Origin of the sequence: Nonomuraea sp. 10N515B (genome assembly GCF_052245915.1) — a bacterium.
GTDB lineage: Bacteria > Actinomycetota > Actinomycetes > Streptosporangiales > Streptosporangiaceae > Nonomuraea.
This window is the reverse complement of sequence record NZ_JBQQBQ010000034.1, coordinates 89,127-112,954: the sequence shown is the minus strand read 5'-3', so window position 1 is coordinate 112,954 and position 23,828 is coordinate 89,127. Positions and strand designations below refer to the sequence as shown.

Here is a 23,828-nt window from a genome sequence, read left to right as displayed (position 1 = left end):
GGGTACGGCTTGCGCTCGCTCACCCGGCTATCCCAGCACAGGGCAGCCCGCCGACGGGCGGTAACGCTACAAATCCATCCGATCACACTGCGACATCATGGACTTCGCCTCGCGTAACGCCCTCTGAGCGGCCTGTCCTCACCGTGGCCCAAGTCTTCGAGCTGGCGGACCGGATGGCCGACCGACGATGCAAATCTCTGGTGCTGCTGGCGACCTTCGCAAGCCTGCGCTGGGGAGAGGTGATCGCGCTGCGCCGTAGCAGCATCGACCTCGACGCGCGGACGGTGCAGGTTCGCGAACAGCTCGTCGAGCTCGATGGCGGAGAGATGCGTCTGAGCCCGCCCAAGTCCCGAGCTGGCAAGCGCGCGATCAGTATCCCCTCGGCCATCATCCCCGCTCTGGCTGAACATCTCGCCACCTACGTCGACCAGGCCGATGATGCCTTCGTCTTCCTCGGCAAGCGCGGGGCATTCCTGCGGGGCGGCAACTTCCGGCGCGAGGCCAAATGGACGGACGCGCTCAAGGAGATGGGACTACAGGGCCTGCACTTCCACGATCTCCGGCACACCGGCAACACGCTCGCGGCTCAGTCCGGCGCGAGCCTGGCAGACCTCAAGGCCCGGATGGGGCATGACAGCGACCGAGCGGCACTGATCTACCAGCACGCCACGCGCGACGCGGACCAGCGGATCGCCGACGCTCTGAGCGCCCGCGTGGCGGCCGAACAACAGAAGATCGCCAAGGGCTAATGGCACGTTAATGGCACGAACGCCCCGTCACATGATCAGTGACGGGGCGTTTCACGAGGTGGAGCCTAGGAGATTCGAACTCCTGACTTCCTGCTTGCAAAGCAGGCGCTCTGCCAACTGAGCTAAGGCCCCTTCGACGAAGATAGCTTACCGGGAGGACGATGCTACCTGCGTCGTGCCGAGGTCGTCGCTCAGCACCAAACCTGGGAAGTCGATGATCGAATCCAGGATGTGGGTCGCGCCGCCCTTGAGGAGGCGTTCCCGGCTGTGCACGCCGGTCATCAGGCCGGCCACGATCGAGGCGCCGGCTCGACGGCCGGACAGCATGTCGCTCTCCGAGTCGCCTACGACCGCCACGTTGCGCACGTCCTCTACCCCCAGGCGGAGAACGGCGTGCAGCACCATGTCGGGCCAGGGGCGGCCGCGGCCGCCGGCGTCTTCGGGGGAGATGGCCAGGTCGATCTTGTCGTGCCAGCCGAGCACGCCCAGGATGCGGCCCAGTGTGGTGCGGCTGAAGCCGGTGATCAAGGCGAGCTTGATACCGGTGCCGCGCAGCTTGTCGAGGACTTCTATGACTCCGGGCATGGGGACGAGACCTGCCCGCTCCAGTGCGCCCTCGTAGGAACGCTCGAACGTCAGGTTGGCCGCTTGCGCCTGGGCCTCGTTGCCGGGGAAGATCCCGCGGAAGACATCGATCTTGGGACACCCCCGGGACCGGTGCACGTGAACCATGGCACGTGCGTACGCACCGGTCCCGGGCACTATGCCCTGGGTGGCGATCGCCTCGGCGAAGGCGCGCTCGACCATGGCAATGTCACCGACCGTGGTGCCCGCAAGGTCCAGGCACACCAGCTTGATGGGGACGATGTCACTCATCGCCTCGCCGGTCGGTTAGTTCTCGCTGCCGGTCGCCTCGGTCCAGAGATCGAGCTCTGCGCGGTCGGCCTGCACCTTGCGCCAGATCAGCAGCCCCCCAAGGGCGATCAGCGCCAGAACAAGCAGCTTCTTCACGGTGTGACCCCACTTCTTCGACGGCCTCACCTGCCGGGGTGAGACCCAACGGTTGAAAAGCAGCCTAGCAAGGGATGGCTGCGGTCCCTGTGTTGCGCACGACCAGATGTGCGGAATGTGCGAAGAGCAAGTGTTCAAGCCCCACCCACCATACCTGCCCCATCCCACGCGACGTCCTAACGGAAATTACTCAAAGTGACGATGTGTTTCGCGCCCCAGGTTTAGAGCGGACATATGGGTATATATCGGACAAAGGCGAGATTATGACTTGTGGCGGGTGAGCGTGCTGCTCGGGGTTTTCGGTGGCGGTGAAGAAAGCTCTGAGCGAACAAGGCGCCGGAGGTGCGGGTTCATCCGTACCTCGAATATGAGCCGGGATCGCTCCCTTAGGAGATCGTGATGAGCGTCGCCACCAGGCTCGGCGCCTGTGTCCTGGGGCTGGCCGTTGTGTTCGGCGGCGCCTTGGCCGCGGGCCGCGCGGTCGGTCCCACGCCCGCAGAGGTCCCGGCGCACGTCGCGGACCACCCGGCCGTCGCGCTGGCGAAGGAACTGGCGGAAGGCGGCGGCGACGGGAACGGCAACAGGGACGGCGACGAGAGCAGTGTCGGGCATGGCGGCCATCACGGCGGCTCCACGCAGCAGGCCAAGGGCAACACCCCTATGGGACTGCAGGTGTCGCAGAACGGTTACACCCTTAATCCGCTCACCACGGCCGTCACCGGCCAGCCCATGGACTTCAGGTTCACGGTGATCGGGCCCGACTACAAGCCGGTCACTGACTACCAGGTCGAGCACGACAAGAAGATGCACTTCATCGTCGCCTCGCGCGACCTGACGAGCTTCCAGCACGTGCACCCGGAGATGGCCCCCGACGGCACGTGGTCAGTCAAGCTGACGCTCCCCAAGGCGGGCGCGTACCGGGCATTCGCCGACTTCGTTGCCAAGGGCGGGGAGAAGCTGACGCTCGGCGTGGACCTGCAGGCCGCGGGTGACTTCCAGCCCGAGCCGCTCCCGCACGTCAGCCGTACGGCGACGGTCGACGACTACACGGTGAACCTCGCCGGCAACCTGGTCCCCGGCCAGGCCGGCAAGCTCACCCTCACGGTCAACAAGGGCGGCGAGCCGGTCACGGATCTGCAGCCCTACCTCGGTGCGTACGGCCACATGGTCGCACTCCGCGCCGGCGACCTCGCCTACCTGCACGTGCATCCCGAAGACGGCAAGAAAGCCGGACCGGAGATCGTCTTCTACGCCGAGGTGCCGAGCGCCGGCGATTACCGGCTGTTCCTGGACTTCCAGCACGACGACAAGGTCCGTACGGCGAGTTTCACGGTCCCGGCAACCCTGGCCGACGGCCACGTCCCGTCGGCCGACCACGACCACACGCACTGAACGCACCCGCACTGAATGCCTCGCCCGGTTCAGGTGAGCGCCTGGCCGGCGGCCGGCGCCATCCGTGTCAGGTATGCCCATCTGGCGGCCGGCGCCATCGCGGCGCCCGCCGCCATGAATACCGTGCCGAGCAGCAGCCACCCGAGCGTCCCGCCGCCGAGCACCAGCGCGGTGAGCGCCACCGGCCCGCACATCCTGGCCACGGCGACGCCGGTGCCGAAGAAGCCTTGGTACTGGCCCTGCCGGTCATCCGGGGCGAGCCCGAAGCTGATCTCCCACGCCCCGGCGGCGAGCAGCATCTCGCCCACGACCAGCAGCGCCGCCGCCACCAGCAGGAACACCCACCCGTACGTGCTGAGCGCGAACACCACGCAGGCCGCGAGCATCACCAGCCCGGCCTGCCGGACCGACGAGGACGCGTCCCGCAGGCCCTTGACCCGGCGCGCCAGCCGCACCTGGAAGAGCAGCACGCTGCCGGTGTTGATGAGGAGCAGCGCCGCGACCACCCAGGACGGCGCGGAGGTGCGCTCGGCGATCCAGAGCGGCACGACCACGCTCAGCAACGGCATGTAGAAGAGCATCACCGCGTTGATCAGCGTGATCACGGCATAGGGACGGTCCCTGAGCACGGCCAGCTTCGGCCCGGCGGAGGTGGCGAGCGGCACTGGCCGCACGGCAGGAAGCCTGAGCAGCAGTGCCGCGGCCACGAGGAAGCTCACGGCGTCGAGCGCGAACAACGTCAGGTACGCGGACGGAGTGCCGAGCCACAACGCGAGCCCGCCGAGACCGGCCCCGACGGCCAGGCCACCGTTCAGCGTGGCCTGCAGGGCCGCCCGCACCACGGTACGTTCGCCAGGCTCCACCACCCCGGCGAGCAGGGCCTGGCGGGCGGCGGACAGGCCCGTCTGCGCCGTCCCGTACAGGCAGGCCACGAGCACGAACGGCGCGAACGACCGGACGAACATGAACGAGACCACCGCGGCGGCCGTCGCGACCGCCAGCAGCACGGCGATGCCGCGCGCGCCGCGCCGGTCGGCGAGGTGGCCGAGCGGGACGCCGGCGATTGAGCCGACGGCCCAGCCCAGCGTGAGACCGAGGCCGATCTCGGCAGGCGGCAGGCCGACGATCCTGGCGAAGTAGAACGCGGAGGTGACGAGGTAGGCGCCGTCGCCGACGGAGTTCGCGAACTGGGCCTGAGCCAGGATGCGCCGTTCGTTCAGGGCCCGTCCGCTCAGGGCCCGTCCGCTCAGGGCCCGTCCGCTCAGGGCCCGTCCGCTCACGGTCGCTCCCACACGCCTTGCCGAGGGGGCGATCACTTGTACGACTCCGGCGTCATCCGCGCGGCGACGCCCATCCGGTTCCAGGCGTTGATGGTGGCCACGGCCACCACGAGCGCGGCCAGCTCTTGCTGGGTGAAGTGCGCGGCGGCCTGCTCCCAGACCTCGTCCGTGACATCGGCGGTGGACAGCCTGGTGGCCGCCTCGGTGAAGGCGAGCGCGGCCCGTTCCTGGCTGGTGAAGAAGGGCGCCTCGCGCCACACCGCCACCGCGTGCAGGCGGGCGTCGCTCTCCCCTGCCCGCTTGGCGTCCGAGCTGTGCATGTCCACGCAGTAAACGCAGCCGTTGATCTGGCTGGCGCGCAGGCGTACCAGCTCCAGGAGAGGCTTGGCCAGGGTGCTCGCGGCGACGAACCTGTCCAGCCCGGCCATCGCCTTGTACGCCTCACCGGCCAGTGATCCGAGATCCATGCGCTCTGTCATGCACCCATCTTCAAGCGCAACTTGTCCCGAGATAAGCTCCAATCCTCAGCAAACTGATTGGGCCAAGATGGACCTCCACGTCACCCTCCAAGGCCGCGGTGACCTGGCCGCACAGGTCTACCGCCAATTGCTCGACGCCATACTCGACGGCCGGCTGCGCTCAGGCGAACGCCTGCCACCGACGCGGGAGCTGGCCCGCCGGCTGGAGATCTCCAGGAACACGGTCGCGCTCGCCTACGACCGCCTCGTCGCCGACGGGTTCCTAGTGGGCAGGGCGGGCGCGGGCACGTTCGTGTCGGCCGAGCCGGTCCGCGGAAGGGCCGCGCCCAAGGGCGTCGTCCGGCCGCGGGCGATCTGGCGGGAGCTCGGCCCGCCCGCACACACGCCGGACGCCCCGTACGATTTCCGCGTCGGGGCGCCCGACCCCCGCCTGTTCCCCATGGAGACCTGGCGGAGGCTGGTGACCCGCGAGTTGCGGGTCGGCGCCGCCACTTACGGCGACCCGTCCGGATACGAGCCGCTAAGAGACGCTATTTCGCGACATATCGGCATCAGTCGCTCAGTACACGCCGCCGCCGGCGACGTGCTGATCACGAACGGCGCACAGCAGGCGCTGGACCTCATCGGCCGCGTCCTCATCGAGCCAGGCGCCTGCGTGGCCGTCGAAGAGCCCGGCTACCCGCCCGCCCGCCTGCTGTTCCGCTCACTCGGCGCCCGCGTGGCCGGCGTCCCGGTCGACGCCGAGGGCATCGACGTCCAGGCCATCCCGAACGTCGCCCGCATCGTGTACGTCACCCCGTCCCACCAGTTCCCCCTGGGCACGCCCATGTCGATGGCCCGCCGCGCCGCCCTCCTGGCCTGGGCCGAGCGCCGCCGGGCGGTGGTGATCGAGGACGACTACGACAGCGAGTTCCGCTTCGGCGAGCGGCCACTCGAACCCCTCCAGAGCCTCGACCGGGCCGGCCGCGTGATCTACGTGGGCTCGTTCTCCAAGACCCTGCTCCCCATGCTCAGGCTCGGCTTCCTCGTCGCGCCCGCCTCGCTCGCCCCGGCCCTGCGGACGGCGAGGCAGCTGTCCGACTGGCACGGGGAGCTGCCGACCCAGGCGGCCCTGGCCCGCTTCATCGACGAGGGGCTGCTGGCCAGGCACATCAGGAAGGCCACGCGCGAGTATGCCGCCAGACACGCCATGATCGCGGAAATGCTCGAGAAGGACGACCGCCTGCGCCCGGTCCCGTCCACCGCGGGCCTGCACCTGTGCGCCCGCCTCGCGCCGGGCGTGTCCGTACGCCCCGCGCCCGGCCTGGCGTTGGAGCGGCTGGAGTCGTACTGCGGCGAGCCCCCGGCGCAGGCAGGCCTGGTCCTGGGCTACGGCGCGATCGGCAGGGACCGCATCCCCGAAGGGCTGCGCCTGCTGAAGCGGTCCCTACGGATGCCGGCGGCTCCAGAAGCGCCGGTTCCGTTCTCCTGACATGTCCGGGTCGTCGGGCGCCGACGGCTGCTGCACGATCACGACCGTGGTCCGCGCGTGCCGGGCGCAGTACATGCTGGTGGACGGCAGGAAGATCCGGCTGAGCAGCCCGCGCCGCCCCCGGCCGAGCACCAGCAGATCGCCCTCCCGCGCCAGGTCCACGAGGTGGTAGCCGGGATCGCCGACCCGGGCGACCACGGCCGTCCTGAGATCGTCGGGCACCCCGCCCGCCACGTCGTCGAACGCCGCACCGACCACTTCGGCGCAGCGTGCCTCCTCACCCAGCCTGACGGCATGCTGCACGGGCAGGGCCTCGGGGAAGGGATGCACGGGCGCGCGGCTGACGTGCACGGCGATCAGGGCCATCCGGTGCAGCCTGGCCGCCCCGATGGCCCAGGCCAGCGCCCAACGCGAGGCCGGGGACTCGTCCACCCCCACGATCAGCCTCGCACCGCCGGGCAGATCCTGCTCCACGGTGCCTCCTGAAAAGAAGTACGACCATAGTGCCCCTTCCAGCCGGTTACCGCGAGGTGGCACTTTGCGAACCGTGGAGCCCCTCGTACGATGCGGGGGTGGACCGAGGGTGGGTGCAACCCCGTCCCGCCCTCGACCGGCGGTTGGACGGGGCGCTGACGCACAGGCTCACTACGCTCGTGGCCACGACGGGCTACGGGAAATCCATTGCGCTGGCCGGGTGGAGCCAGGCCGTCGGGGCGGTGCTCCACCGGCTCGGCCCTGCCGACCGCGACGTGCCCACGCTGGCCGGAGCCGTGGCCACGGCACTCTCGGAGGCGGTGCCCGGGTTGCCCGCCGACCTCATCACGACGGCGCAGGCGCCGCTCGACCCCAACGCCGACGAGCTGTCCAGGGCCGCGGCGCTGGCGGGCGCGCTCGCCGAGGCACTGTCGAGGCGGCTGCGGCAGGCGCTGGCCCTGGTCTTCGACGGGGTCGAGGCGATCGCGGGCGCGCCGGGGGCCGTACGTTACGTGGAGACGCTGGTCCGGGCCGCGCCCCGGCACCTGCACCTGGTGACCGCGTCGCGGGCGCCGCTGCCGTTCCCGACCGCGCGGCTGCGCCAGGACCACGAGGTGCTCGATCTCGACGCGACCGATCTGGCGCTCACCGCGGAGGAGACCGCCGCCTGGGCCCGTGAACGGCTGGGGGAGCCGGGCGCCGCCGTGGCGGCCACGCTGCACGACGCCTGCGGCGGCTGGCCGGCCGCCGTGCGGGCCGCGCTCGACACGCTGGCCAGGGAAGATCCCGCCACGTGGCCGCGCACCGCCGCCGCCCTGGCAGGAACCTCCGCCACCCTCGAACGTCTGACGCTCGACGCGTTCAATGACCTGCCCGCCGCCATGCGCGAGCTGCTGCGTGCCGCAACCGTTCTGCCCGTGCTCACCGGCGATCTCGCCGCGGCGCTCGGCGCGCCGCCCGGCACGCTCGACTCGCTGACCAGCCGTGGCCTGTTCCTGGAGGCCGACCAGGACGGCCACCGCCTGACCCAGACCAGCGCGCACGTCCTGTCCCGGCATGCCCCGCTGGACCGGCACGAGGCCCACGACGTGGCCACGGTCGCCGCCCGCTGGTACGTCGAGCACGACCAGCCCGAGCTCGCCCTGCGTGCCGCCGTCGCCACCGCGCACCCCGGCCTGGCCGCCTCGCTCCTCGACGCCTACGGCCTGCGCCTGGCCGAACGCGGCGACGTGCCGGCCGCGCTCGACCTGTTACCCGAGCCTGCCCGCCGCTCTCCCCAGATGCTCAAGCTGGCGGGCATCGCCGAGCAGAATCGCGGCCGCTGGAACGAGGCCCGCGACCTGCTCGCCCAGGCCGCCGAAGGCCCGGCGTTCGACGCGTTCGTGGCCAGGCGGCTCGCCTTCATCGACCACCGGCGCGGCGCTTACGACGCGGCGATCGCCATGTACTCCAGGGGCCACGAGCACGGCTTCCCGCCCGCCGACGCCGCCATGTGCGCCGCCTCCGCCGCCTCCGTGCTGTGGATGAAAGGCGATCGGGCAGGCTGCGCCGACCTCGCCGACAAGGCGATGGAGCAGGCCAGTGCGCTGGGTGACCCGGCCGCCCTGGCGATGGCGCACACGGTGCTGGCCATGCTCGCCTCCCTCGACGGCGACCGTCGCGCCAACGACGCCCACTACGTGCGGGCCCTGGAGTATGCCGAGCGCGCAGGCGACGTCGTCCAGCTCATCCGCATCCATGCCAACCGTGCCTCCCGCTATCTGGACGAGGGCGCCTACGCCGAGGCGCTGGCCGAGACGGATCTCGCCGGCCGGCTGGTGGACCTTTTGTCGTTCGCCCCGTTCGCCACGCTCAACGCCTGCAACCGGGCCGAGGCGCTGATCGGGCTCGGCCGCCTGGAGGAGGCCGCCACCGAAGCCGCCACCGCGGTGGCAGGGTGGGAGGCCGTGGGCTCCAAGCTGATCACCTACGGGCTGCTCCACGTGGCCAAGGTCCACGCGCTCCGTGGCGACCGCACGGCGGCGGCCACGACCTACCGGCGGATCATCGCCGAGGCCCCGCCCGGCGACGTGCAGGTGCGGTCCAACGCGCTCAACGAGCTGGCCGAGCTGCTCGCCGCGGACGACCCCGACGAGGCCGTCCGCATCGCCGACCAGGCGCTGGAGCATGCCGAGGGCATCGCGGGAGTCGGCGCGCTGGTCGCGGCGGCCCGCGTGGCACTGGCCGCAGGGCGGCCCGCCCGCGCGAGGGAGCTGCTGGAGGAGATCGAGCCCGTCGCGGTCCGGCGCAGGGACCACGCCGCCCAGGCCGCCATCGCGGAGCTGCGCGCCGTCTTCGCCGGCGATCCCAAGCTCGCCGACGAGGCGGTGCGCAAGTGGACGATGCTCGGCGACCCGATCGGGCAGGCCCGGGCCGAGCTGGTCCGGGCGACGCTGGCCGACCCGGCGACCGGCCGGGACACCGCCATGACGGTACGCGAGCGCATGCACGCCATCGGCTGCCGGGCACTGGACGACCGGATCGACGCGCTCATCGCCCGCGCCGTGCCCGAGCCCGGGGCCAGGGTCGTCGTCGAGACCATGGGAACGTTCCGCGTCCTGCTGAGCGGCGTGCCCGTCGCGCGCACCGCCTGGCAGTCCCGTAAGGCCCGCGACCTGCTGAAGATCCTGGCCGGCCGCCGGGGGAGCGGGATCAGCAGGGAACGCCTGGTGGAGATCCTCTGGCCGGAGCAGGAGGACGAGGCGGTCGGGCTGCGGCGGTTGAACGTCATGGTGTCGACCTTGCGGGCCGTGCTCGACCCCGAGCGGGAACGCCCTCCCGACGACATCGTGGTGTCCGAAGAAGGCGCGCTACGCCTGGATCTGTCGCACGTTGACCTCGATGTCGACAAATTTCTGGACCTGGTGGCCGTGGCCACCAGACTCGACCAGGCCGGCCACACCGCCGAGGCGCTGGCGCGCTGGGCGGCCGCCGAGAGCGCGTACGGCGGCGAGTTCTGCGAGGAGGACCCGTACGCGGACTGGGCGGTCGGGCTGCGCGAGCAGGCCAGGCTCGGATACGTGCAGGCCGCGGCCAGGCTCGCCACCGCCAGGACCGGCGAGCGCCGCTACGACGAGGCCGCGCGTTACTGGCTGCGGCTGCTCGAGCGCGACCGCTACGACGAGCGTGCCCACCTGGGCCTGGTACGGGTGCTCGATCTGGCGGGCCGCCGCGGAGACGCCCGCAGGCGTTACCACCTCTACGCGGAACGGATGCGCGAGCTGGAGGTCGAGCCCGCCCCGTACCCCACCTGAACCAGACCTGAACCGGCCGGAGAGATGGTGCTCCATGTGAGAACGGTCATCGTCCGGCTGGTCGAGCCCGAACAATCAGGCGGCCGGCTCCTTGGGCTGCTCGAAGAGGTCGGGTGCGAGCCGGTGCCGTTCAACGGGCCCGAAGCGCTGCTGGACCTCCTGCGCGAAGCCGCCGGACTCGACGGCGATCCGGCCTGAACCTCCCGCGAATGTCGCTCCCGCACCATGGGCGGCGGAGAGGAGGCGCGATGAGCGAGCAGCTGGGGAGCGGATGGCCGTTCGTCGGGCGAGGGGGGCCACTCGCGACCGTAAGGGAGGCGCTGCGGTCGGGAGTCGGCGTGATGATCGCCGGTGAGGCAGGGGTCGGCAAGAGCAGGCTGGCGGCGCAGGCACTGGCCGGGCAGGCGAACTACACAGTCGTGCGCGCGCTGGGCACCGTGACCGCGTCGATGATCCCGTTCGGCGCGTTCGCGCACGTGCTGACGGGGCCGCCGGAGGGCGGGGAGAACCTGCTGCGCTGGGCCGCCCGCCGCCTGCACGCCGGAGCTCGCATGGGCGAGCTGGTGGTCAGCGTGGACGACGCACACCGGCTCGACCAGGCCTCGGCGGCGCTGGTGCGCTACCTCGCCGAGAACGGTGAGGCGAAATTGCTGGTCACGGTGCGCAGCGGCGAACCGCAGCCGGCCCCCGTCGCCGCGTTGTGGAAGGACGAGCTGATCACCAGGATCGAGCTGCCGCCGCTGACCAGGGAGGAGGTCGGGCAGGTGCTGGCGGGCGCGCTCGGCGGCGAGGTGACCGCGGCGACCGTACGGCATCTGGCCAGGGTCAGCGGGGGCAATGTGCTCTACCTGCGCGAGGTCGTGCACGCGGGCCGCACTTCCGGATGCCTGGCCGAGCGGGACGGACAGTGGCGCTGGCGGGGCGAGCTGTCGGTCACCACGCGGCTGCGCGAGCTGGTGAGCGAGCGCATCGGCCACCTCGACGAGGACGAACGCGAGGTGCTCGAGCTGGTCGCGTTCGGCGAGCCGCTGGGCGCCGGGCTGCTGGCGGAGCTGACCTCGGCCGGGGCGGTCGAGCGGGTCGAGGATCGGGGCCTGGTCGTGACCGAGGGCGAGGGGCGGCGCGAGCTCCTGCGGCTCGCTCACCCCCTCTACGGCGAGGTCGTACGCGTCGGCTGCGGCACCTTACGGGCCCGGCGCCGGCGGCGCATGCTGGCCGAAGCGCTGGAGGCCACGGGGCTGCGACGGCGCGAGGACCAGCTGCGGGCGGCCGTGTGGCGGCTGGACAGCGGCTCGGCCGCCGAGCCGGAGATGCTGATGGCGGCCGCGCGGCTGGCCTGGGCCCGCCAGGACCCCCGGCTGGCGGCGCGGCTGGCCAGAGCGGCGATGGACGCCGGGGCGGGCGTGGCGGCGCTGGCGCTGCTCGGCGAGGTCCTCATGGTGCTCGGCGACACGGACGCGGCGGTGGAGTCGCTGCGGCAGGCGGCTCGGGACGCGGTCACCGAGGGCGATCGCGCCCAGCACGCCGCCAGCCTGGGGATCAACTTGGCGTGGGCGGGCGCGGACGCCGAGGCGTGCCGGGTGCTGGACCGGGCCGCGGAGACGCTGAGCGAGCCGGCCTGGCGGCAGGAGATCTGCACCTACCGCGGTGTGGCCGATTTCCTCGCCGGCCGCCTGACCGGGGCCGCCGGGTGGCTGGCGCGGGCACTCGGGTGCACGCCGGGGACCGTGCGCGGCGCTGCACACGCGGCCTGCCTGGGGGCGTGGGTGGACGCGTACTCGGGGCGCTACGAGCACAGCCTGGCGGTGGCCGAGAGGCTGCGGGCGGGCATGGCCGGCTGGGCGGACGAAGCGCCGCACGCGCTGCCGACGCTCCTGGACGCGCGGTGCGCCGCGCAGGTGTACAGCGGGCGGCTGGAGGCGGCCGCGCGTACGGCCGAGGAGGGCATGGGGCTGCACGCCGGCGAGCTGTCGGTGACCGGGTTCGGTGCCTACCGTGCGCTTGTCAGCAGGCTGAGCGGGGATGCGGCAGGGGCGGCCAGGTGGTGCAGGGACGACGCCGCCCGGCTGCCGACGCGCACGCCCTATCTGGGCAGATGCCTGGGCGAGCTGGCCCACGCGCTGGCGTTGCTCGGGCGGACGGAGCAGGCTCGCGCCACGCTCACGGAGGCGGAGGAGATGGCGGCACGCTGGCCGTTCACCCGGCTGCCCGTGCTGCAGGCCGCGGTCTGGGTGACGGCGGCGGAGGGCGATCTGGAGGAGGCGGTGCGCCTGTCCATCGTGGCCGCCGATCTGGCGGAGCGGCACGAGCAGGCCGGCCCGTTGATGCTCGCGCTGCACGATCTGGTGCGGCTCGGCGCGCCTGGACCGGCCGCGGACCGGCTGTCGGCACTGGCGCAACGCGTGGACGGACCACTGGCCGGCCTCCTCGCCAGGCACGCGCGGGCTGTCGGGGACCCGGGCGAGCTGGGGGTGGTGGCGGCCGAGTTCGAGCGGCTGGGCCTGGTGTTGTACGCGGCCGAGGCCACGGCGCAGCAAGCGGCTGCGTACCGGGACGCCGGCCGCGGCTCGCAGTCCAGGGGCGCGCAGACCAGGGCCTGGGCGCTGGCCGAACGTTGCCCGGGCATCACCACGCCCGCGCTGGTGCAGCTGGCCACGCCAGAGCTGACGCCGCGGCAGCGGGAGATCATCCAGCTCGCCGCCGCCGGACTGACGAACCGGCAGATCGCCGACCGGCTGACGCTGTCCACCCGGACGGCGGCCAACCACCTGCAGGCCGCCTACGACAAGCTCGGCGTCAACGACCGCACCCAGGTCGGGCGCCTGCTCACGGCGCTCAGACCAGCTTGAGCAGGCCGTCGTACAGGGTGTCCCGCTCCTCCGCGGACAGCACCTCGTACGCCGCGCCGGCCCGCAGGTTGGTGTCCGCCTCGATCCCGGCACGCAGCGGCCCGTTCCTCAGCCCGACGATCTCGGCTGCGGACAGGCCCGCTGCCTGCCAGGCGGCGGCGTGCGCGTCCGCGCGGTGGTAGCGGAGCACGGCGAGCCGGTTGAACAGCAGCACCCCTGGCGCCGCCCACTCCGGCTCGTACGGCGGCGCCACCGCCGCCAGCGCGCCGGAGCCGGCGCCGGGCAGCCGCCCCGCCTGGTCGAGCACCCTGCCCACCAGCCCGGCCAGCCCGGGCAGGTCGTGCCCGCCCCAGACCCGCTCGGCCGCGGCGCCGTGCAGCTCATAGAGCCGATGGATGAACTCCAGCCCTTCCGCCGTCAGCCGGAGGACGCCGTCGTTCTCCACCAGCGTGCCCTTGCGCACCTGCTCCTGGACGTCTGCCCCGCCGTATCGGTAGATGCTGCCGAGCTGGCCTCTTGTCACCGGTCGCAGGGGGAACACGAATCGCAGGTCGGACAGCAACCCGGGCGTCACGCCGGAGGTCTCGGCCAGCTCAGTGACCGCCTTGAGCGCCGAGGCATGCACATTGACATGGGCCGCGTCGATGATGGGCGCGATCGCCGCCGCATATTCAACCAGGTCTGGAAATTTCGGCATCGGGCGTCATTATGCCGCCGGGCTGGCGCGCCGTCCGGCAACTCCAGGATCATCATGTCCATGGCGATCATTCGATGGCTGGCCATCGGGCTTCTGTGCGGAGCGATCGTGATTCCCCTCGGGTGGTCACCACGCGGCGACGGCTTCGAGCACGCACGTCTGACGGCCGTCATGGGGCTGGTCATGGGCCAGCTCGTGACGGTCCCGACTGGGCTGCTGGCCGGCATCGTGCTCTCCGTCGTCGAGCGGCGGACGCGCCCTCCCGGCTACGTCCTCGGCGGGATCACGATGGTGTTCGGGGCCGTCGTCATGACGCAGGGCTGGGCCACATCCGAAATGGGCAGATGAGCGGCCGTCCGGGATCGGCGACCCCGATGGTGAGGCAGTTCTAGGGATGCTGGCCGCCCTCTCCGGAGCCTTCACGGTCCTCATCGCCTTGGCGATCTTCGTCGTCCGATGGGTCCCGGAATTGTCGCAGTCGCCGCCCGTCCGCAGCCGGAACGCTCCCTCGCGGCCGTGACGGCCCAGGAGGGGGACTACTCGACCGTGCGGAGGATCTGTTCGATCGACGCCGCGCGGGCGCGCAACTCGGCCAGGTCGGAGGCGGTGCGTTGCTGGGCGTCTAACGTGCCCTCGGCGAGCTGCTCGAACCGGCGCACGAGCTGGCGCAGATCCTCGGCCTGGTCGGCCTGGAGCTTGAGCTTGCGCGTCTCGAACGTGCCCACGATGAGGAGCGCGATCAGGAAGGCGACCAGGACCAGCACGCCGAGGTAGAAGATCGCCTCTGGCCAGGAATCCAGCATCAGGAGTGCTCCTCGGCTCCGGGACCCTTCTCCGGGGTCAACGTCTTCGCCGCCTCGGCCAGCGCCGAGGCGGTCAGGTGCAAACTGAAGTCCGTGACTTCGTAGAACTTCATGGCCTTGCCGTCATCCGACAGCTCCAGGTTGCCGACGATCAGTCCGGCGGCCTCGAGCTTGCGCAGGTGCATGTGGAGGAGCGGGCGGCTCACTCCGATCTCGCGCGCCAGGTGGCTGACGTAGTCACGGCCGTCGGACAGCCTGGCGACGATGCGCAGCCGCAGCGGGTTGGCCAGCGCGGCCAGCATCTCGACCAGGTCGTCGCCCGTCGGCCCGGCCGTGGTCATAGGGTCCCATCACCTGTAAGAATTTCTTTACACATGGCACGGTAGCAGTCGTCGTTCGCGGCGGCAATGGTCAGGTCGCGCGGCCGGCCACGGCCTCCGGCTCCGTCGCGGGCCGGACCGCGGCGTCCCCCGGTGCCCTGGCGCCCACGGTCAATCCGAGCGCCAGGCAGACCAGCGGGATCGCCGGAATCACGTACCGCACGTCGTAGGCCGCCAGGAACGGCGGCGCCGCGACGAGCGCGAGCGCGGCCAGCGCCGGCAGCAGGGCGTCCCACCGCCGTCGCGTCACGGCCAGCGCCAGCGAGGCCACCAAACCCACCATCAGCAGCGGGTAAGGCACATACCCGAACCGCTGGTAGGCACGCAGCCATCCGGCGAACGGCTCGACGACCCGCGTGGCGGCCAGTCCCGCCTCGTACGACTCCGCGACGCCCCGCACCGACGCGCTGATCGGCCGCTCGGCCGCAGGGAACTTGTACGGCGTCTTCTCGTCCGCGGCCGTACGCTCCCAGCGCAGCAACTCGGTGAGGTCCGTCGCGACCGTGCCCACATAGGCGCCGGGCTGGGCGAGGATGGCCTGCCTGGCGAACTCTCCGGCCAGCTGGTTACGGTTGGCCGTCCCCGGCACCTTGAGCAGCGGGGAGAAGCTCTCCCACAACCAGTGCGGCGGATAGGGACGCTGCTCGACGGGCATTCGGGGGCAGAGCACGGCCAGCCGCTCCGGCGGCTTGATCACGTCGCAGTCGGCGAAGCTCATGGTCCTGGACCACAGGAAGTTGCCGTCCGCCTCGGTGAGGGCGAACTTGCCCTTCTCCGCCTTCGTCCAGGTGGCGTACGCGCCCAGCGGGATCACCCCGGCCACGACCAGCGCCAACAGCGGGCGCCAGCCGTACCGCCTGATCAGCAGGTAGGCCGCCGTGAGCAGCAGCAGCGGCAGACCGATCGTCCGCGTGATGCCGGCCAGACCGAGCAGTAACCCGCCCACGGCGGCCGTGGCCGGCGTGACGCGCCACACGATGAGGGTGATGGCGGTGGTGACCAGCACGATGAAGATCGCGTCGGCCATGATCATGTGTTCGAGGAGGACGAGGAACTCGTCGTACAGCAGCGGGGTCACCAGCAGCGTGGCGCCCCAGCCGGGCAGGCCGCGCCGCCTGAGCAGCGCGTAGACGCCGACCGCGAGCGCCAGCCCCAGAAGGTGCTGCAGGACCGTCACCAGCGTCAGGCTGTGCGCGGGACGCAGCAGCGCCAGCAGCAGGGAGTATCCGGACGGCCTGGTCGTTCCCGGCGTCAGCTCCTCGCGCAGGAAGGCGAAGGAGTCGCCGTAGAACAGCAGCGCGGGCGGGAATCCGAGCACGGCGAGCACCCGTAGCCCGATGGCGGGCAGCATAGCGATGACCAGTGCGCGGTGACCCAAGGCGGTTCTGCTTCCTCGTGTGCCGGGTTTCTCACCATAGTCCCGACCGGTGGTGCTCCGGCCATCGGAAGGGGTTGTCTGCGGCCATTTCCGAATGACATTCTGGAATTGTCCCGGTCATCCAGGCGCCACGTCCCGCTCCCGGAGGCTGCATGACCCGCCCCGTCCTCGACAAAGAGGCCCTTCGCCGCAAATACCGCGAGGAGCGCGACAAGCGGCTCCGCCCGGACGGCAACGACCAGTACCTGCGCCTCACCGGCCGCCTCGCGCACTACCTCGACGACCCCTACACGCCGAGGACCGAGCGTGAGCCGAAGACCGACCACGTGACGGTCGCGTTCGTCGGCGGCGGGTTCGCCGGCCTGGTCACCGGCGCGCGGCTGAAGGAGTCCGGCGTCGACGACGTGCGCGTCATCGACAAGGCCGGCGACTTCGGCGGCACCTGGTACTGGAACCGCTACCCGGGAGCGCAGTGCGACACGGCGTCGTACGTGTACATGCCGCTCCTGGAGGAGACCGGCCACATGCCGACCGAGAAGTACGCGCACGCGCCCGAGATCCTCGAGCACTGCCGCCGCATCGGCAAGCACTACGGCCTGTACGACCACGCGTTGTTCCACACCGAGGTCGTGGACCTGGAATGGCTCGGCGACCGCTGGCTCGTGCGCACGAACCGGGGCGACGCGTTCACCGCCCAGTTCGTGGCGATGGGCATCGGCCCCCTCCACGTGCCGAAACTGCCCGGCATCCCGGGCATCGACGACTTCCGACGGCATGCGTTCCACACCAGCCGCTGGGACTACGACTACACCGGCGGCGACGCCTCGGGCGCGCCCATGGACCGGCTGGCGGACAAGCGCGTGGCCGTCATCGGCACCGGCGCGACGGCCGTGCAGTGCGTCCCCCACCTGGCGCGGGCGTGCAAGGAGCTGTACGTGATCCAGCGCACCCCGTCGTCCGTGGACGTCCGCGGGAACCGCCCGACCAACCCCGACTGGTTCGCCGGCATCGCCACGCCCGGCTGGCAGCAGCGCTGGCTGGAGAACTTCACGGCCATGCAGACCGGCGCGGCGGCCGAGGAGGACCTGGTGATGGATGGCTGGACCGACATCGCCCGCCGGGTCCGAGCCAAGATCAGCCAACTGGACGAGCTGACCCCTGAGACGATGCGGGCCGCCTTCGAGGACTCCGACTTCGAGAAGATGGAGGAGATCCGCGCCCGCGTCGACGCTGTCGTTGCGGACCCGGAGACCGCGCGAAACCTCAAGGCGTGGTACCGCCAGCTCTGCAAACGCCCCTGCTTCCACGACGAATACCTGCAGGCTTTCAACCTCCCCGGCACGCATCTCGTCGACACCGACGGCAAGGGCGTCGAGCGGATCACCGAGACCGGCGTCGTCGCCGCGGGAAGGGAGTACGAGGTCGACTGCGTCATCTACGCCTCCGGCTTCGAGGTCGGCACGGACTACACCCGCCGGGCCGGGTACGACCTGACCGGCCGCGACGGGGCCAGGCTGTCGCAACGCTGGGCCGAGGGCATGCGCACCATGCACGGCATCCACGTGCACGGCTTCCCGAACGCCTTCCTGGTGCAGCACACGCAGGGCGCGAACCTGCTCTCCAACATCCCGCACAACCTCACCGAGGCCGCCCGGACGATCGCGCTGATCGTCAAACACGCCCTCGACCACGGCTTCTCGGAGGTCGAGGTGACCAAGGAGGCCGAGGACGCGTGGATCGAGCTGCTGCTGTCGGGGCCGGGCTCGTTGCTCGGCGGGCCGGACTGCACGCCCGGCTACTACAACAACGAGGGCCAGGATCTCGGGCTGCGTGGCTGGCTCAACGTCGGTTACCCGCTGGGCGCGACGGCGTACTTCGCCTACATCGATCAGTGGCGGTCTTCTCACGCGTTTGACGGACTCGAATTCCGCTAGAAAAGTAGGGTTCGTTGGCATGAACGAGCAGTGGCAGGAGATCGGCGACCGGGTCTATGTCCGGCGTCACCGGTCGTTCGACATGAACACGGGTCTGATCGTCGGTGATGACGGGCACTGCCTGGTGCTGGACACGCGTACCTCGCACCGGGAGGCGGCGGACCTGATCGAGGCCGTCAGGCGGATCACCCCGGGCCCGTGGACGGTCGTCAACAGCCACTCCCACTTCGACCACTACTTCGGCAACGCGCTGTTCCGGCCCGCCGAGATCTGGGGTCACGCCAGGTGCGCCGAGGAGATCGAGCGGTACGGCGAGCAACAACGCGCCAACGTGATCGCGCAGCTGCCCGACCGGCGGGAGGAGCTGGAGGAGATCACGATCGTGCCGCCTGACCAGACGTTCACGGCCGCGGCCAGCCTGGACATCGGCGGGCGCATCGTGCATTTGCGGCACTTCGGGCTTGGGCACAGCAGCAACGACGTCGTGCTGCACGTTCCCGACGCCGGGGTCGTGTTCGCGGGGGACCTGGTCGAGGAGGGCGCGCCGCCGGCGTTCAGCGACTCGTACCCGCTGGACTGGCCGGCCACCGTCGCCGCGATGCTGGACGAGATGCCGGAGCCGGTGATCGTGCCGGGGCACGGCGCGGTGGTGGACCGGGCGTATGCGCAAGCCCAGCAGAGTGAGCTGGCGCTCGTGGCGGAGCTGGCCAAGCGGGCGCACGTGGAGGGGCTGCGCGACCTGATCAAGCACTTCCCCTATCCCGAGGACGTGGTCAGGCAGGCCATCGACCGCGCCTTCCTGCAGCTCGACGCCTGACCTGCCCGAACGCGCATTCACGCTGACCGCCGTGCGCACGCCCGAGGGCTGGCGCTTCGCCTCCTTCCAGAACTCCCGGGTGGGCACGCCGGCAACCGGTATGGCGATCGTTCCGCTCAGCTGGGTCACAAGGGCAAACCAGCTGATCTAGTGACGTGCTCGTGAACGACGGCACCCCAGTCCGACAGTCCCACGAGCCTCGCCCTGACCCGCTGGGCGTCGGGGTGGTCGAGCTCCTCGAAGATCTGCAACGCGTCGCCCCAGATGAGCCGGGCGGTGTCACCCTCGCCCAGCTTCTGGTGGCTGTCACCCAGCCGGGTGAGCGTTCCCGCCACGCTGCACAGGTCGCCGGCGTGCCGGAACAGCTCCAGGCTCTGCCGGTAGCAGTCGATGGCTTGCTCGTGCTGCTGGAGATGATGATGGATGTGGCCCAGGCTGTCCCATGTCGCCGCTTGGCCGTGGAGGTCACCCGTGAGGTACTGCAGGTCGAGCGCCTGCCGGCAGTAGGCGAGGGCCTTGGGATGCTCGCCGAGCAACGTATAGTGCCAGCCGACCGCGTTGAGCGCCCTCGCCTGCCCGGCCTGATGGTTGGTCCGCTGGTAGAGGTCAAGCGCCTGCTCGGCGTGGCTGAGCGCCTCCTGGTAATGTCCCTGCCGTTCGAGCACTCCCGACATGTTCCCGTGCGTGTGCGCGGCGCCGGTGAGGTCGCCCAGGTCGCCGTAGAGCCGGAGCGCGGACTGGAAATGCCCGAGGGCGTCGTCATAGCGGCTCAGCTTGGTGAGGGCCCACCCGAGGTTCCGGTAGGCGTGCGCCTGTCCGATCTCGTCGCCGGTACGACGGGCAGCCTCCAGGCCTAACTCCTGGAGTCCGGCCTGTTCACGCCATCGACCCTGCCGGTCTAGAAAATCATTCAACAGCCATGCAAGCTGCCATAAATGCGTGTCGAACCCTGACTGCGCAGCAAGGGAGACGGCCGCCATCAGGACCGGATGTTCGGCCTTGAACCATTCCCATGCCTGCGCGTGGTCGGTCAGCGCCGACAGGACGACCCCGGGCTGGGGCGGCGCAAGGAGCAGAGGGTTCTGATGGACGTTGAGCAGCCGGGCCGAGTGGTGTGCGGTGTGCACGTAGTGGTCGAGCAGCCGGTGGAGAGCGGCCTGCCGTTCGGACTCGACCTCGTGGGCGGTCGCGAGCTCGGCGGCGTAGGCCCGCAGCAGGTCATGGAAGGCGTAGCGGCCGTGAGCGTGCTGGGTGAGCAGGTGCGTGCGGGTCAGCTCGGCCAGCAAGGGACGCGCCTGGGCCAGGGACATGCCGACGAGGCTGGCGGCGGCCGGCGCGGTGATCTCGGGGCCGGGGTGGGAACCGAGCAGCCGGAACAGCCGGGCGGTGTCGGTGGTGAGCGCGTGGTAGGACCACGAGAACACGGTGCGGATCTGGGTCATCGGTTCGCCGCCATCGAAAACGTCCAGGTAGGCGTCGTCCAGTTCGGCGACCAGAGCGGACAGCGAGACGTCGGGGTTGCTCGCCGCCCGGGACGCCACGATCGCGATGGCCAGGGGAAGTCTCGCGCAACGCCTGATGATCTCCTCCGCCGCGTCGGCCTCGTCGACCACCCGGTTCGCGCCCAGACGCTTGGCCATCAGCTTGCGGGCGTCCGAGACGGGCAGCAGCTTGAGGAACAGCGGGTGGGCGCCTTCCATCGCCACGAGCCCGGACAGCTGGCTACGGCTGGTCACCAGAACCAGGCAGCCCGGCGAACCCGGCAGGAGTGGACGAACCTGCTCGGAGTCGCGGGCGTTGTCGAGCACGATCAGGACCCGGCGTCCAGTGAGCATGCTCCGGTAGAGGCCGGTCTGGGCGGCCAGGCCGGCCGGCACCCGTTCGGGTGGCACGCCCAGCGCCTCCAGGAGGCTTCGCATCGCGTCGGCAGGGCTCATCGGCGATCCGGTCGGGTCGAAACCTCGGAGATTGACGTACAGCTGGCCACCCGGGAAACGTTTACTGACTTGGTGTGCCCAGTGCACGGCCAAGGCCGTCTTCCCCACTCCGGCCGCTCCCGACAACACGGTGACAACGACCGCGGTGGGCTGCTCGTCGGCGGCGGCCAGGATCGCGTCGAGCCGCTCCAGCTCGGGGTCGCGTCCGACGAATCCGTAGACGTCCAGAGGCAGTAGGGCAGGCGACATCGAAGCGGGCTCGGGCGAGGCGTTCAGAACCTGCCGGTGAACCTCGCGGAGGTATTCGCCCGGCTCGATGCCCAGCTCCTCGATCAGCACGCGCCGGACTTCCTGGTAGACCCGCAGGGCCTCGGCCCGCTGGCCGGAAGCGTTCAGCGCCAGCATGAGCTGGCCGTGGAACCGTTCACGCAACGGGTGGCTGGCGACGAGAAAGCGCAGCTCGCCGACGAGCGAGGCGTGCCGGTTCAGCGCGAGCTCCGCGTCGACGCATTCCTCCATCATCTGGCACCAGGTGTCCTCCCATACCCGGACGTAGTGCGCCCGCAGTACCTCGGAGTCGATGCCGGTCATGGGTTCGCCTCGCCACAGGGCGAGCGCGTCCCGGAGTAACGCGGACTGCCCTTGCTGGTTCATGCCCGCGGCAGCCTGGGCGGCTCGCGCGCGCAGACGCTGGACCTGTGCCGTGTCCACGTCGCACATGTCCACGTTCAGCAAGTAACCACCCGGCTGGGTGAGGAGGACCTGCGAAGTCGCGAGGAGCTTGCGCAGGCGCATGACATGGCTGTGCACGGTTTCCCGTGCCGTCAAGGGTGGACCGCCGTCCCATAAGCAGTCCACGAGGTGCTCGACGGGGACGACCTCGCCGAGGCGGAACGCGAGCGCCGCGAGGATGATGCGTTGTTTGGCGGAGGTGACCGGTATCAGCATGTCCCGGTCGTCGCGGATCTCCAGTGGGCCAAGCAGCTTGATCTTCATCGACTGCTCACCTTTCCGGCGCCATCGAGTTGCCAGCCGGATGCCAGAAGCGCCTGGCATAATGCCGCTTTTTTGGCTGATCAATCACACAATGATCAGCCAAACCGGGCGCGTCAACCGGGCCGGTCAATCAGTGAAGTGAATTCCTGACAGCCGGTGCCATCGAGCTGCCATCCCCCTGCCAGGCGGGGTCGCGACGATCTCGGAGGAACACCGAGAAGCGCCTGTGAGGAGACAAACTTGCGCAGGTTCACGTTAGGCGCCGCGGTCGCGGCGGTACTGCTTCCCCTGCTCGCCGCACCGGCAGCCGCTGCCGAGACCGTCGAGGAAGCGCCGACGGTACCGGTCCAGCAGATCGGCCCCGGCCTCTACTTCCCCGAATCCAACACCTACGAGCTCCACGAAGTGGACGTGGCGGCGGGCGCGATCGGCCGGCGTCACGACGTGGCCGTTGTGGACGGCGGCCTGGCCAAGCCGCAGACCGCCCCCGCCTCACGCCCCGAGCTGGGCGTCTTCGGACCCGGCTGGCAGGCCAACTTCCTCGGCGGCACGATTGCCCGGAAGCTGGAGATGCAGAACGGCGCCATCGTCGTTACCGAGCTGGCAGGCGGGGCATCCAACCGCTACGCGCTGACCAGCAGCGTCTCCTTCCCCTCGGGCGGCGGCGTGCAGAAGTACGAGGCCTCCGACGGCTCCAAGATCACGGAGACGACCAAGTGGGACGCGACGGCCGGAGAGCTGCGCACCACGATCGTGGAGACCCTCGCGACGGACCTGGGTACGGAGGCCGGCGACGACACCTTCGTCAACGCCAGTGGCGTGCCGTACAGCGCGGCTGCGCTGAGCCTCACCTACACCTGGACCAAGCTGGGCACGCTCCAGGGCGACAACTGGCGGGTCGCCGGTCTCGGGACCAGCGCGTTCGGCACCACCGCGATGACCTACGACTCCGCGGGACGGATCAGCACCATCAAGGAGCCGGCCGCAGGCGAGAAGCCGGAAGAGACGGTGACGCTCCACTACGCGGCCACCACCACGGCCACCGCCGGCTCGTTCGGCGACTACGCCGGCCAGATCAAGGAGATCACGCTCGTCTCCGGCTCCGAGGCGCCGAAGACCGTGGCCGGCTTCGACTACGACCTGTCGGGCTGGCTGCGCTCCACGAGCGACCCCAGCAGCGGCACTCCCGAAGAGACCTACGCCTACGACGGGTCCGGCCGCCTGTCCGAGATCGACTCGCTCGACCTGGGCGCCTGGGATCTGTCCTTCCCGGCGAACAGCGCTTCTCCCGCCGTGACCTCCACCGAGCCCGAGCGCCCCACCGCTACCGACGCGCTGTCAGGGCCGACAGGAGAAATCGACCCCAACACCGGACCGGACCCCGCCGACTTCACCAACCCCGACGTCGACGGGGCGCTGGCCTCCCCCAGCTACTGCTCCACCGCCGCGAACTGGCTGTGGTACACGCGGAAGTACTGCGCGAGCAAGGTCGCGCACTACGGCTGGCACAACCCGTACTTCAAGAACACCCCCACCGGCTTCCGCGTCGTCGGCATCAACCACGACCACTGCACGAACGCGCCGGACCAGCCCCGCTGGAATGTGTTCTGGAAGTTCGACTTCCGCGTGGCCTGCGACATGCACGACTACGGCTACGGCCTGATCGGGAACACCTACAAGGGCTACAGGTGGTACCTCGACCGGAACAAGAAGTCCTCGGTGGACAACCTGTTCTTCACCACGCTCGCCAGCAAGACCTGCCCCAAGTACTCGATCGTCATGCGGCCGGGCTGCCTTCGGTGGGCCGCCATTTACCGCCTCGGCGTGCTCGCCGGCAACCCCAAGAACGGCGCGAACGCGACCTGATAGCAGCAAAGTGACCCATGAC

Annotated in this window: 20 protein-coding genes and 1 tRNA gene; 10 read left to right on the top strand and 11 right to left on the bottom strand. The window is 70.5% G+C overall.

All coding sequences use genetic code 11. The annotated features are described in order from the left end of the window. Positions 1-143 precede the first annotated feature (143 nt). On the top strand, positions 144-749 hold the full coding sequence (locus tag ACTWQA_RS37550) for a site-specific integrase (protein WP_443163696.1): 606 nt from the start codon (positions 144-146) through the stop codon (positions 747-749). A gap of 59 nt (positions 750-808) precedes the next feature. Here ACTWQA_RS37550 and ACTWQA_RS37545 read toward each other — a convergent pair. From ACTWQA_RS37545 to ACTWQA_RS37535, 3 genes are all read right to left on the bottom strand, one after another. Then, positions 809-881: transfer RNA gene (locus ACTWQA_RS37545), tRNA-Ala, on the bottom strand. A gap of 15 nt (positions 882-896) precedes the next feature. Beyond that, complete coding sequence (locus tag ACTWQA_RS37540) at positions 897-1,625, bottom strand: HAD-IA family hydrolase (RefSeq protein WP_305917696.1); 729 nt, start codon at positions 1,623-1,625, stop codon at positions 897-899. 15 nt (positions 1,626-1,640) lie between these two features. Next, positions 1,641-1,760, bottom strand: a complete 120-nt coding sequence (locus ACTWQA_RS37535; protein WP_020542320.1) for a DLW-39 family protein — start codon at positions 1,758-1,760, stop codon at positions 1,641-1,643. 399 nt (positions 1,761-2,159) lie between these two features. Between ACTWQA_RS37535 and ACTWQA_RS37530 the strand changes: the two genes are divergently transcribed. Then, positions 2,160-3,152, top strand: a complete 993-nt coding sequence (locus tag ACTWQA_RS37530) for a hypothetical protein (protein ID WP_443163695.1) — start codon at positions 2,160-2,162, stop codon at positions 3,150-3,152. Between the two features lie 29 nt (positions 3,153-3,181). Here the strand turns inward: ACTWQA_RS37530 and ACTWQA_RS37525 are convergent, their stop codons facing one another. Further along, a complete protein-coding gene (locus ACTWQA_RS37525) occupies positions 3,182-4,432 on the bottom strand; it encodes an MFS transporter (protein ID WP_443163694.1) in 1,251 nt (416 codons plus the stop codon). A 32-nt stretch (positions 4,433-4,464) separates the two neighbouring features. Further along, a complete protein-coding gene (locus ACTWQA_RS37520; RefSeq protein ID WP_443163693.1) occupies positions 4,465-4,911 on the bottom strand; it encodes a carboxymuconolactone decarboxylase family protein in 447 nt (148 codons plus the stop codon). A gap of 67 nt (positions 4,912-4,978) precedes the next feature. On the opposite strand from ACTWQA_RS37520, the gene pdxR reads away from it, so the two are divergent. Further along, the gene (gene pdxR, locus ACTWQA_RS37515) at positions 4,979-6,382 is read left to right on the top strand and encodes a MocR-like pyridoxine biosynthesis transcription factor PdxR (protein WP_443163692.1); all 1,404 of its coding nucleotides are present in this window, start codon (positions 4,979-4,981) and stop codon (positions 6,380-6,382) included. On the opposite strand, the gene ACTWQA_RS37510 is transcribed toward pdxR, so the two are convergent. Continuing rightward, on the bottom strand, positions 6,338-6,856 hold the full coding sequence (locus ACTWQA_RS37510) for a universal stress protein (protein ID WP_443163691.1): 519 nt from the start codon (positions 6,854-6,856) through the stop codon (positions 6,338-6,340). The genes pdxR and ACTWQA_RS37510 overlap by 45 nt on opposite strands. A gap of 98 nt (positions 6,857-6,954) precedes the next feature. Here ACTWQA_RS37510 and ACTWQA_RS37505 point away from each other — a divergent pair, with 98 nt between their 5' ends. Genes ACTWQA_RS37505 through ACTWQA_RS37495 form a run of 3 tightly spaced genes read left to right on the top strand, consistent with a single transcriptional unit; the run spans position 6,955 to position 12,998 of the window. After that, complete coding sequence (locus ACTWQA_RS37505) at positions 6,955-10,149, top strand: BTAD domain-containing putative transcriptional regulator (RefSeq protein ID WP_443163690.1); 3,195 nt, start codon at positions 6,955-6,957, stop codon at positions 10,147-10,149. A gap of 36 nt (positions 10,150-10,185) precedes the next feature. Beyond that, complete coding sequence (locus ACTWQA_RS37500; RefSeq protein ID WP_305917703.1) at positions 10,186-10,347, top strand: hypothetical protein; 162 nt, start codon at positions 10,186-10,188, stop codon at positions 10,345-10,347. A gap of 50 nt (positions 10,348-10,397) precedes the next feature. Then, positions 10,398-12,998 carry a LuxR C-terminal-related transcriptional regulator gene (locus ACTWQA_RS37495; protein WP_443163689.1) on the top strand — a complete coding sequence of 867 codons (2,601 nt, stop codon included), beginning with the start codon at positions 10,398-10,400 and terminating at the stop codon, positions 12,996-12,998. Here the strand turns inward: ACTWQA_RS37495 and ACTWQA_RS37490 are convergent. Continuing rightward, positions 12,985-13,695: a hypothetical protein gene (locus ACTWQA_RS37490; RefSeq protein WP_443163688.1), complete on the bottom strand. Its 711-nt coding sequence runs from the start codon at positions 13,693-13,695 to the stop codon at positions 12,985-12,987. The genes ACTWQA_RS37495 and ACTWQA_RS37490 overlap by 14 nt on opposite strands. Before the next feature lie 60 nt (positions 13,696-13,755). On the opposite strand from ACTWQA_RS37490, the gene ACTWQA_RS37485 reads away from it, so the two are divergent. Beyond that, on the top strand, positions 13,756-14,043 hold the full coding sequence (locus ACTWQA_RS37485) for a hypothetical protein (RefSeq protein ID WP_443163687.1): 288 nt from the start codon (positions 13,756-13,758) through the stop codon (positions 14,041-14,043). 188 nt (positions 14,044-14,231) lie between these two features. On the opposite strand, the gene ACTWQA_RS37480 is transcribed toward ACTWQA_RS37485, so the two are convergent. The 3 genes from ACTWQA_RS37480 to ACTWQA_RS37470 all read right to left on the bottom strand — a co-directional run bounded on the left by ACTWQA_RS37480 (position 14,232) and on the right by ACTWQA_RS37470 (position 16,256). Next, entirely contained in the window at positions 14,232-14,498 is a 267-nt protein-coding gene (locus ACTWQA_RS37480; RefSeq protein WP_305917706.1) for a hypothetical protein, read from the bottom strand. Next, on the bottom strand, positions 14,498-14,839 hold the full coding sequence (locus tag ACTWQA_RS37475; RefSeq protein ID WP_443163686.1) for an ArsR/SmtB family transcription factor: 342 nt from the start codon (positions 14,837-14,839) through the stop codon (positions 14,498-14,500). The genes ACTWQA_RS37480 and ACTWQA_RS37475 overlap by 1 nt, the downstream gene beginning before the upstream one ends. 70 nt (positions 14,840-14,909) lie before the next feature. Further along, the gene (locus tag ACTWQA_RS37470) at positions 14,910-16,256 is read right to left on the bottom strand and encodes a hypothetical protein (protein ID WP_443163685.1); all 1,347 of its coding nucleotides are present in this window, start codon (positions 16,254-16,256) and stop codon (positions 14,910-14,912) included. A gap of 152 nt (positions 16,257-16,408) precedes the next feature. Between ACTWQA_RS37470 and ACTWQA_RS37465 the strand changes: the two genes are divergently transcribed. Beyond that, positions 16,409-18,190, top strand: a complete 1,782-nt coding sequence (locus ACTWQA_RS37465) for a flavin-containing monooxygenase (protein ID WP_443163684.1) — start codon at positions 16,409-16,411, stop codon at positions 18,188-18,190. 19 nt (positions 18,191-18,209) lie between these two features. Further along, the gene (locus ACTWQA_RS37460) at positions 18,210-19,007 is read left to right on the top strand and encodes an MBL fold metallo-hydrolase (protein ID WP_443163683.1); all 798 of its coding nucleotides are present in this window, start codon (positions 18,210-18,212) and stop codon (positions 19,005-19,007) included. Between the two features lie 125 nt (positions 19,008-19,132). Here the strand turns inward: ACTWQA_RS37460 and ACTWQA_RS37455 are convergent, their stop codons facing one another. Next, complete coding sequence (locus tag ACTWQA_RS37455; protein ID WP_443163682.1) at positions 19,133-21,940, bottom strand: BTAD domain-containing putative transcriptional regulator; 2,808 nt, start codon at positions 21,938-21,940, stop codon at positions 19,133-19,135. A gap of 240 nt (positions 21,941-22,180) precedes the next feature. Here ACTWQA_RS37455 and ACTWQA_RS37450 point away from each other — a divergent pair, with 240 nt between their 5' ends. Next, positions 22,181-23,806 (top strand): phospholipase A2, encoded by a 1,626-nt coding sequence (locus ACTWQA_RS37450; RefSeq protein ID WP_443163681.1) that lies wholly within the window; start codon positions 22,181-22,183, stop codon positions 23,804-23,806. Positions 23,807-23,828: the final 22 nt, after the last annotated feature.

Bases quoted from the DNA above. Each gene is read 5' to 3' on its own strand.
- ACTWQA_RS37485 (WP_443163687.1), top strand. From the start codon at position 13,756: ATGGCGATCATTCGATGGCTGGCCATCGGGCTTCTGTGCGGAGCGATC.
- ACTWQA_RS37490 (WP_443163688.1), bottom strand. From the start codon at position 13,695: ATGCCGAAATTTCCAGACCTGGTTGAATATGCGGCGGCGATCGCGCCC.
- ACTWQA_RS37540 (WP_305917696.1), bottom strand. From the start codon at position 1,625: ATGAGTGACATCGTCCCCATCAAGCTGGTGTGCCTGGACCTTGCGGGC.
- ACTWQA_RS37465 (WP_443163684.1), top strand. From the start codon at position 16,409: ATGACCCGCCCCGTCCTCGACAAAGAGGCCCTTCGCCGCAAATACCGC.
- ACTWQA_RS37495 (WP_443163689.1), top strand. From the start codon at position 10,398: ATGAGCGAGCAGCTGGGGAGCGGATGGCCGTTCGTCGGGCGAGGGGGG.
- ACTWQA_RS37480 (WP_305917706.1), bottom strand. From the start codon at position 14,498: ATGCTGGATTCCTGGCCAGAGGCGATCTTCTACCTCGGCGTGCTGGTC.
- ACTWQA_RS37460 (WP_443163683.1), top strand. From the start codon at position 18,210: ATGAACGAGCAGTGGCAGGAGATCGGCGACCGGGTCTATGTCCGGCGT.
- ACTWQA_RS37520 (WP_443163693.1), bottom strand. From the start codon at position 4,911: ATGACAGAGCGCATGGATCTCGGATCACTGGCCGGTGAGGCGTACAAG.
- ACTWQA_RS37475 (WP_443163686.1), bottom strand. From the start codon at position 14,839: ATGACCACGGCCGGGCCGACGGGCGACGACCTGGTCGAGATGCTGGCC.
- ACTWQA_RS37455 (WP_443163682.1), bottom strand. From the start codon at position 21,940: ATGAAGATCAAGCTGCTTGGCCCACTGGAGATCCGCGACGACCGGGAC.
- ACTWQA_RS37530 (WP_443163695.1), top strand. From the start codon at position 2,160: ATGAGCGTCGCCACCAGGCTCGGCGCCTGTGTCCTGGGGCTGGCCGTT.
- pdxR (WP_443163692.1), top strand. From the start codon at position 4,979: ATGGACCTCCACGTCACCCTCCAAGGCCGCGGTGACCTGGCCGCACAG.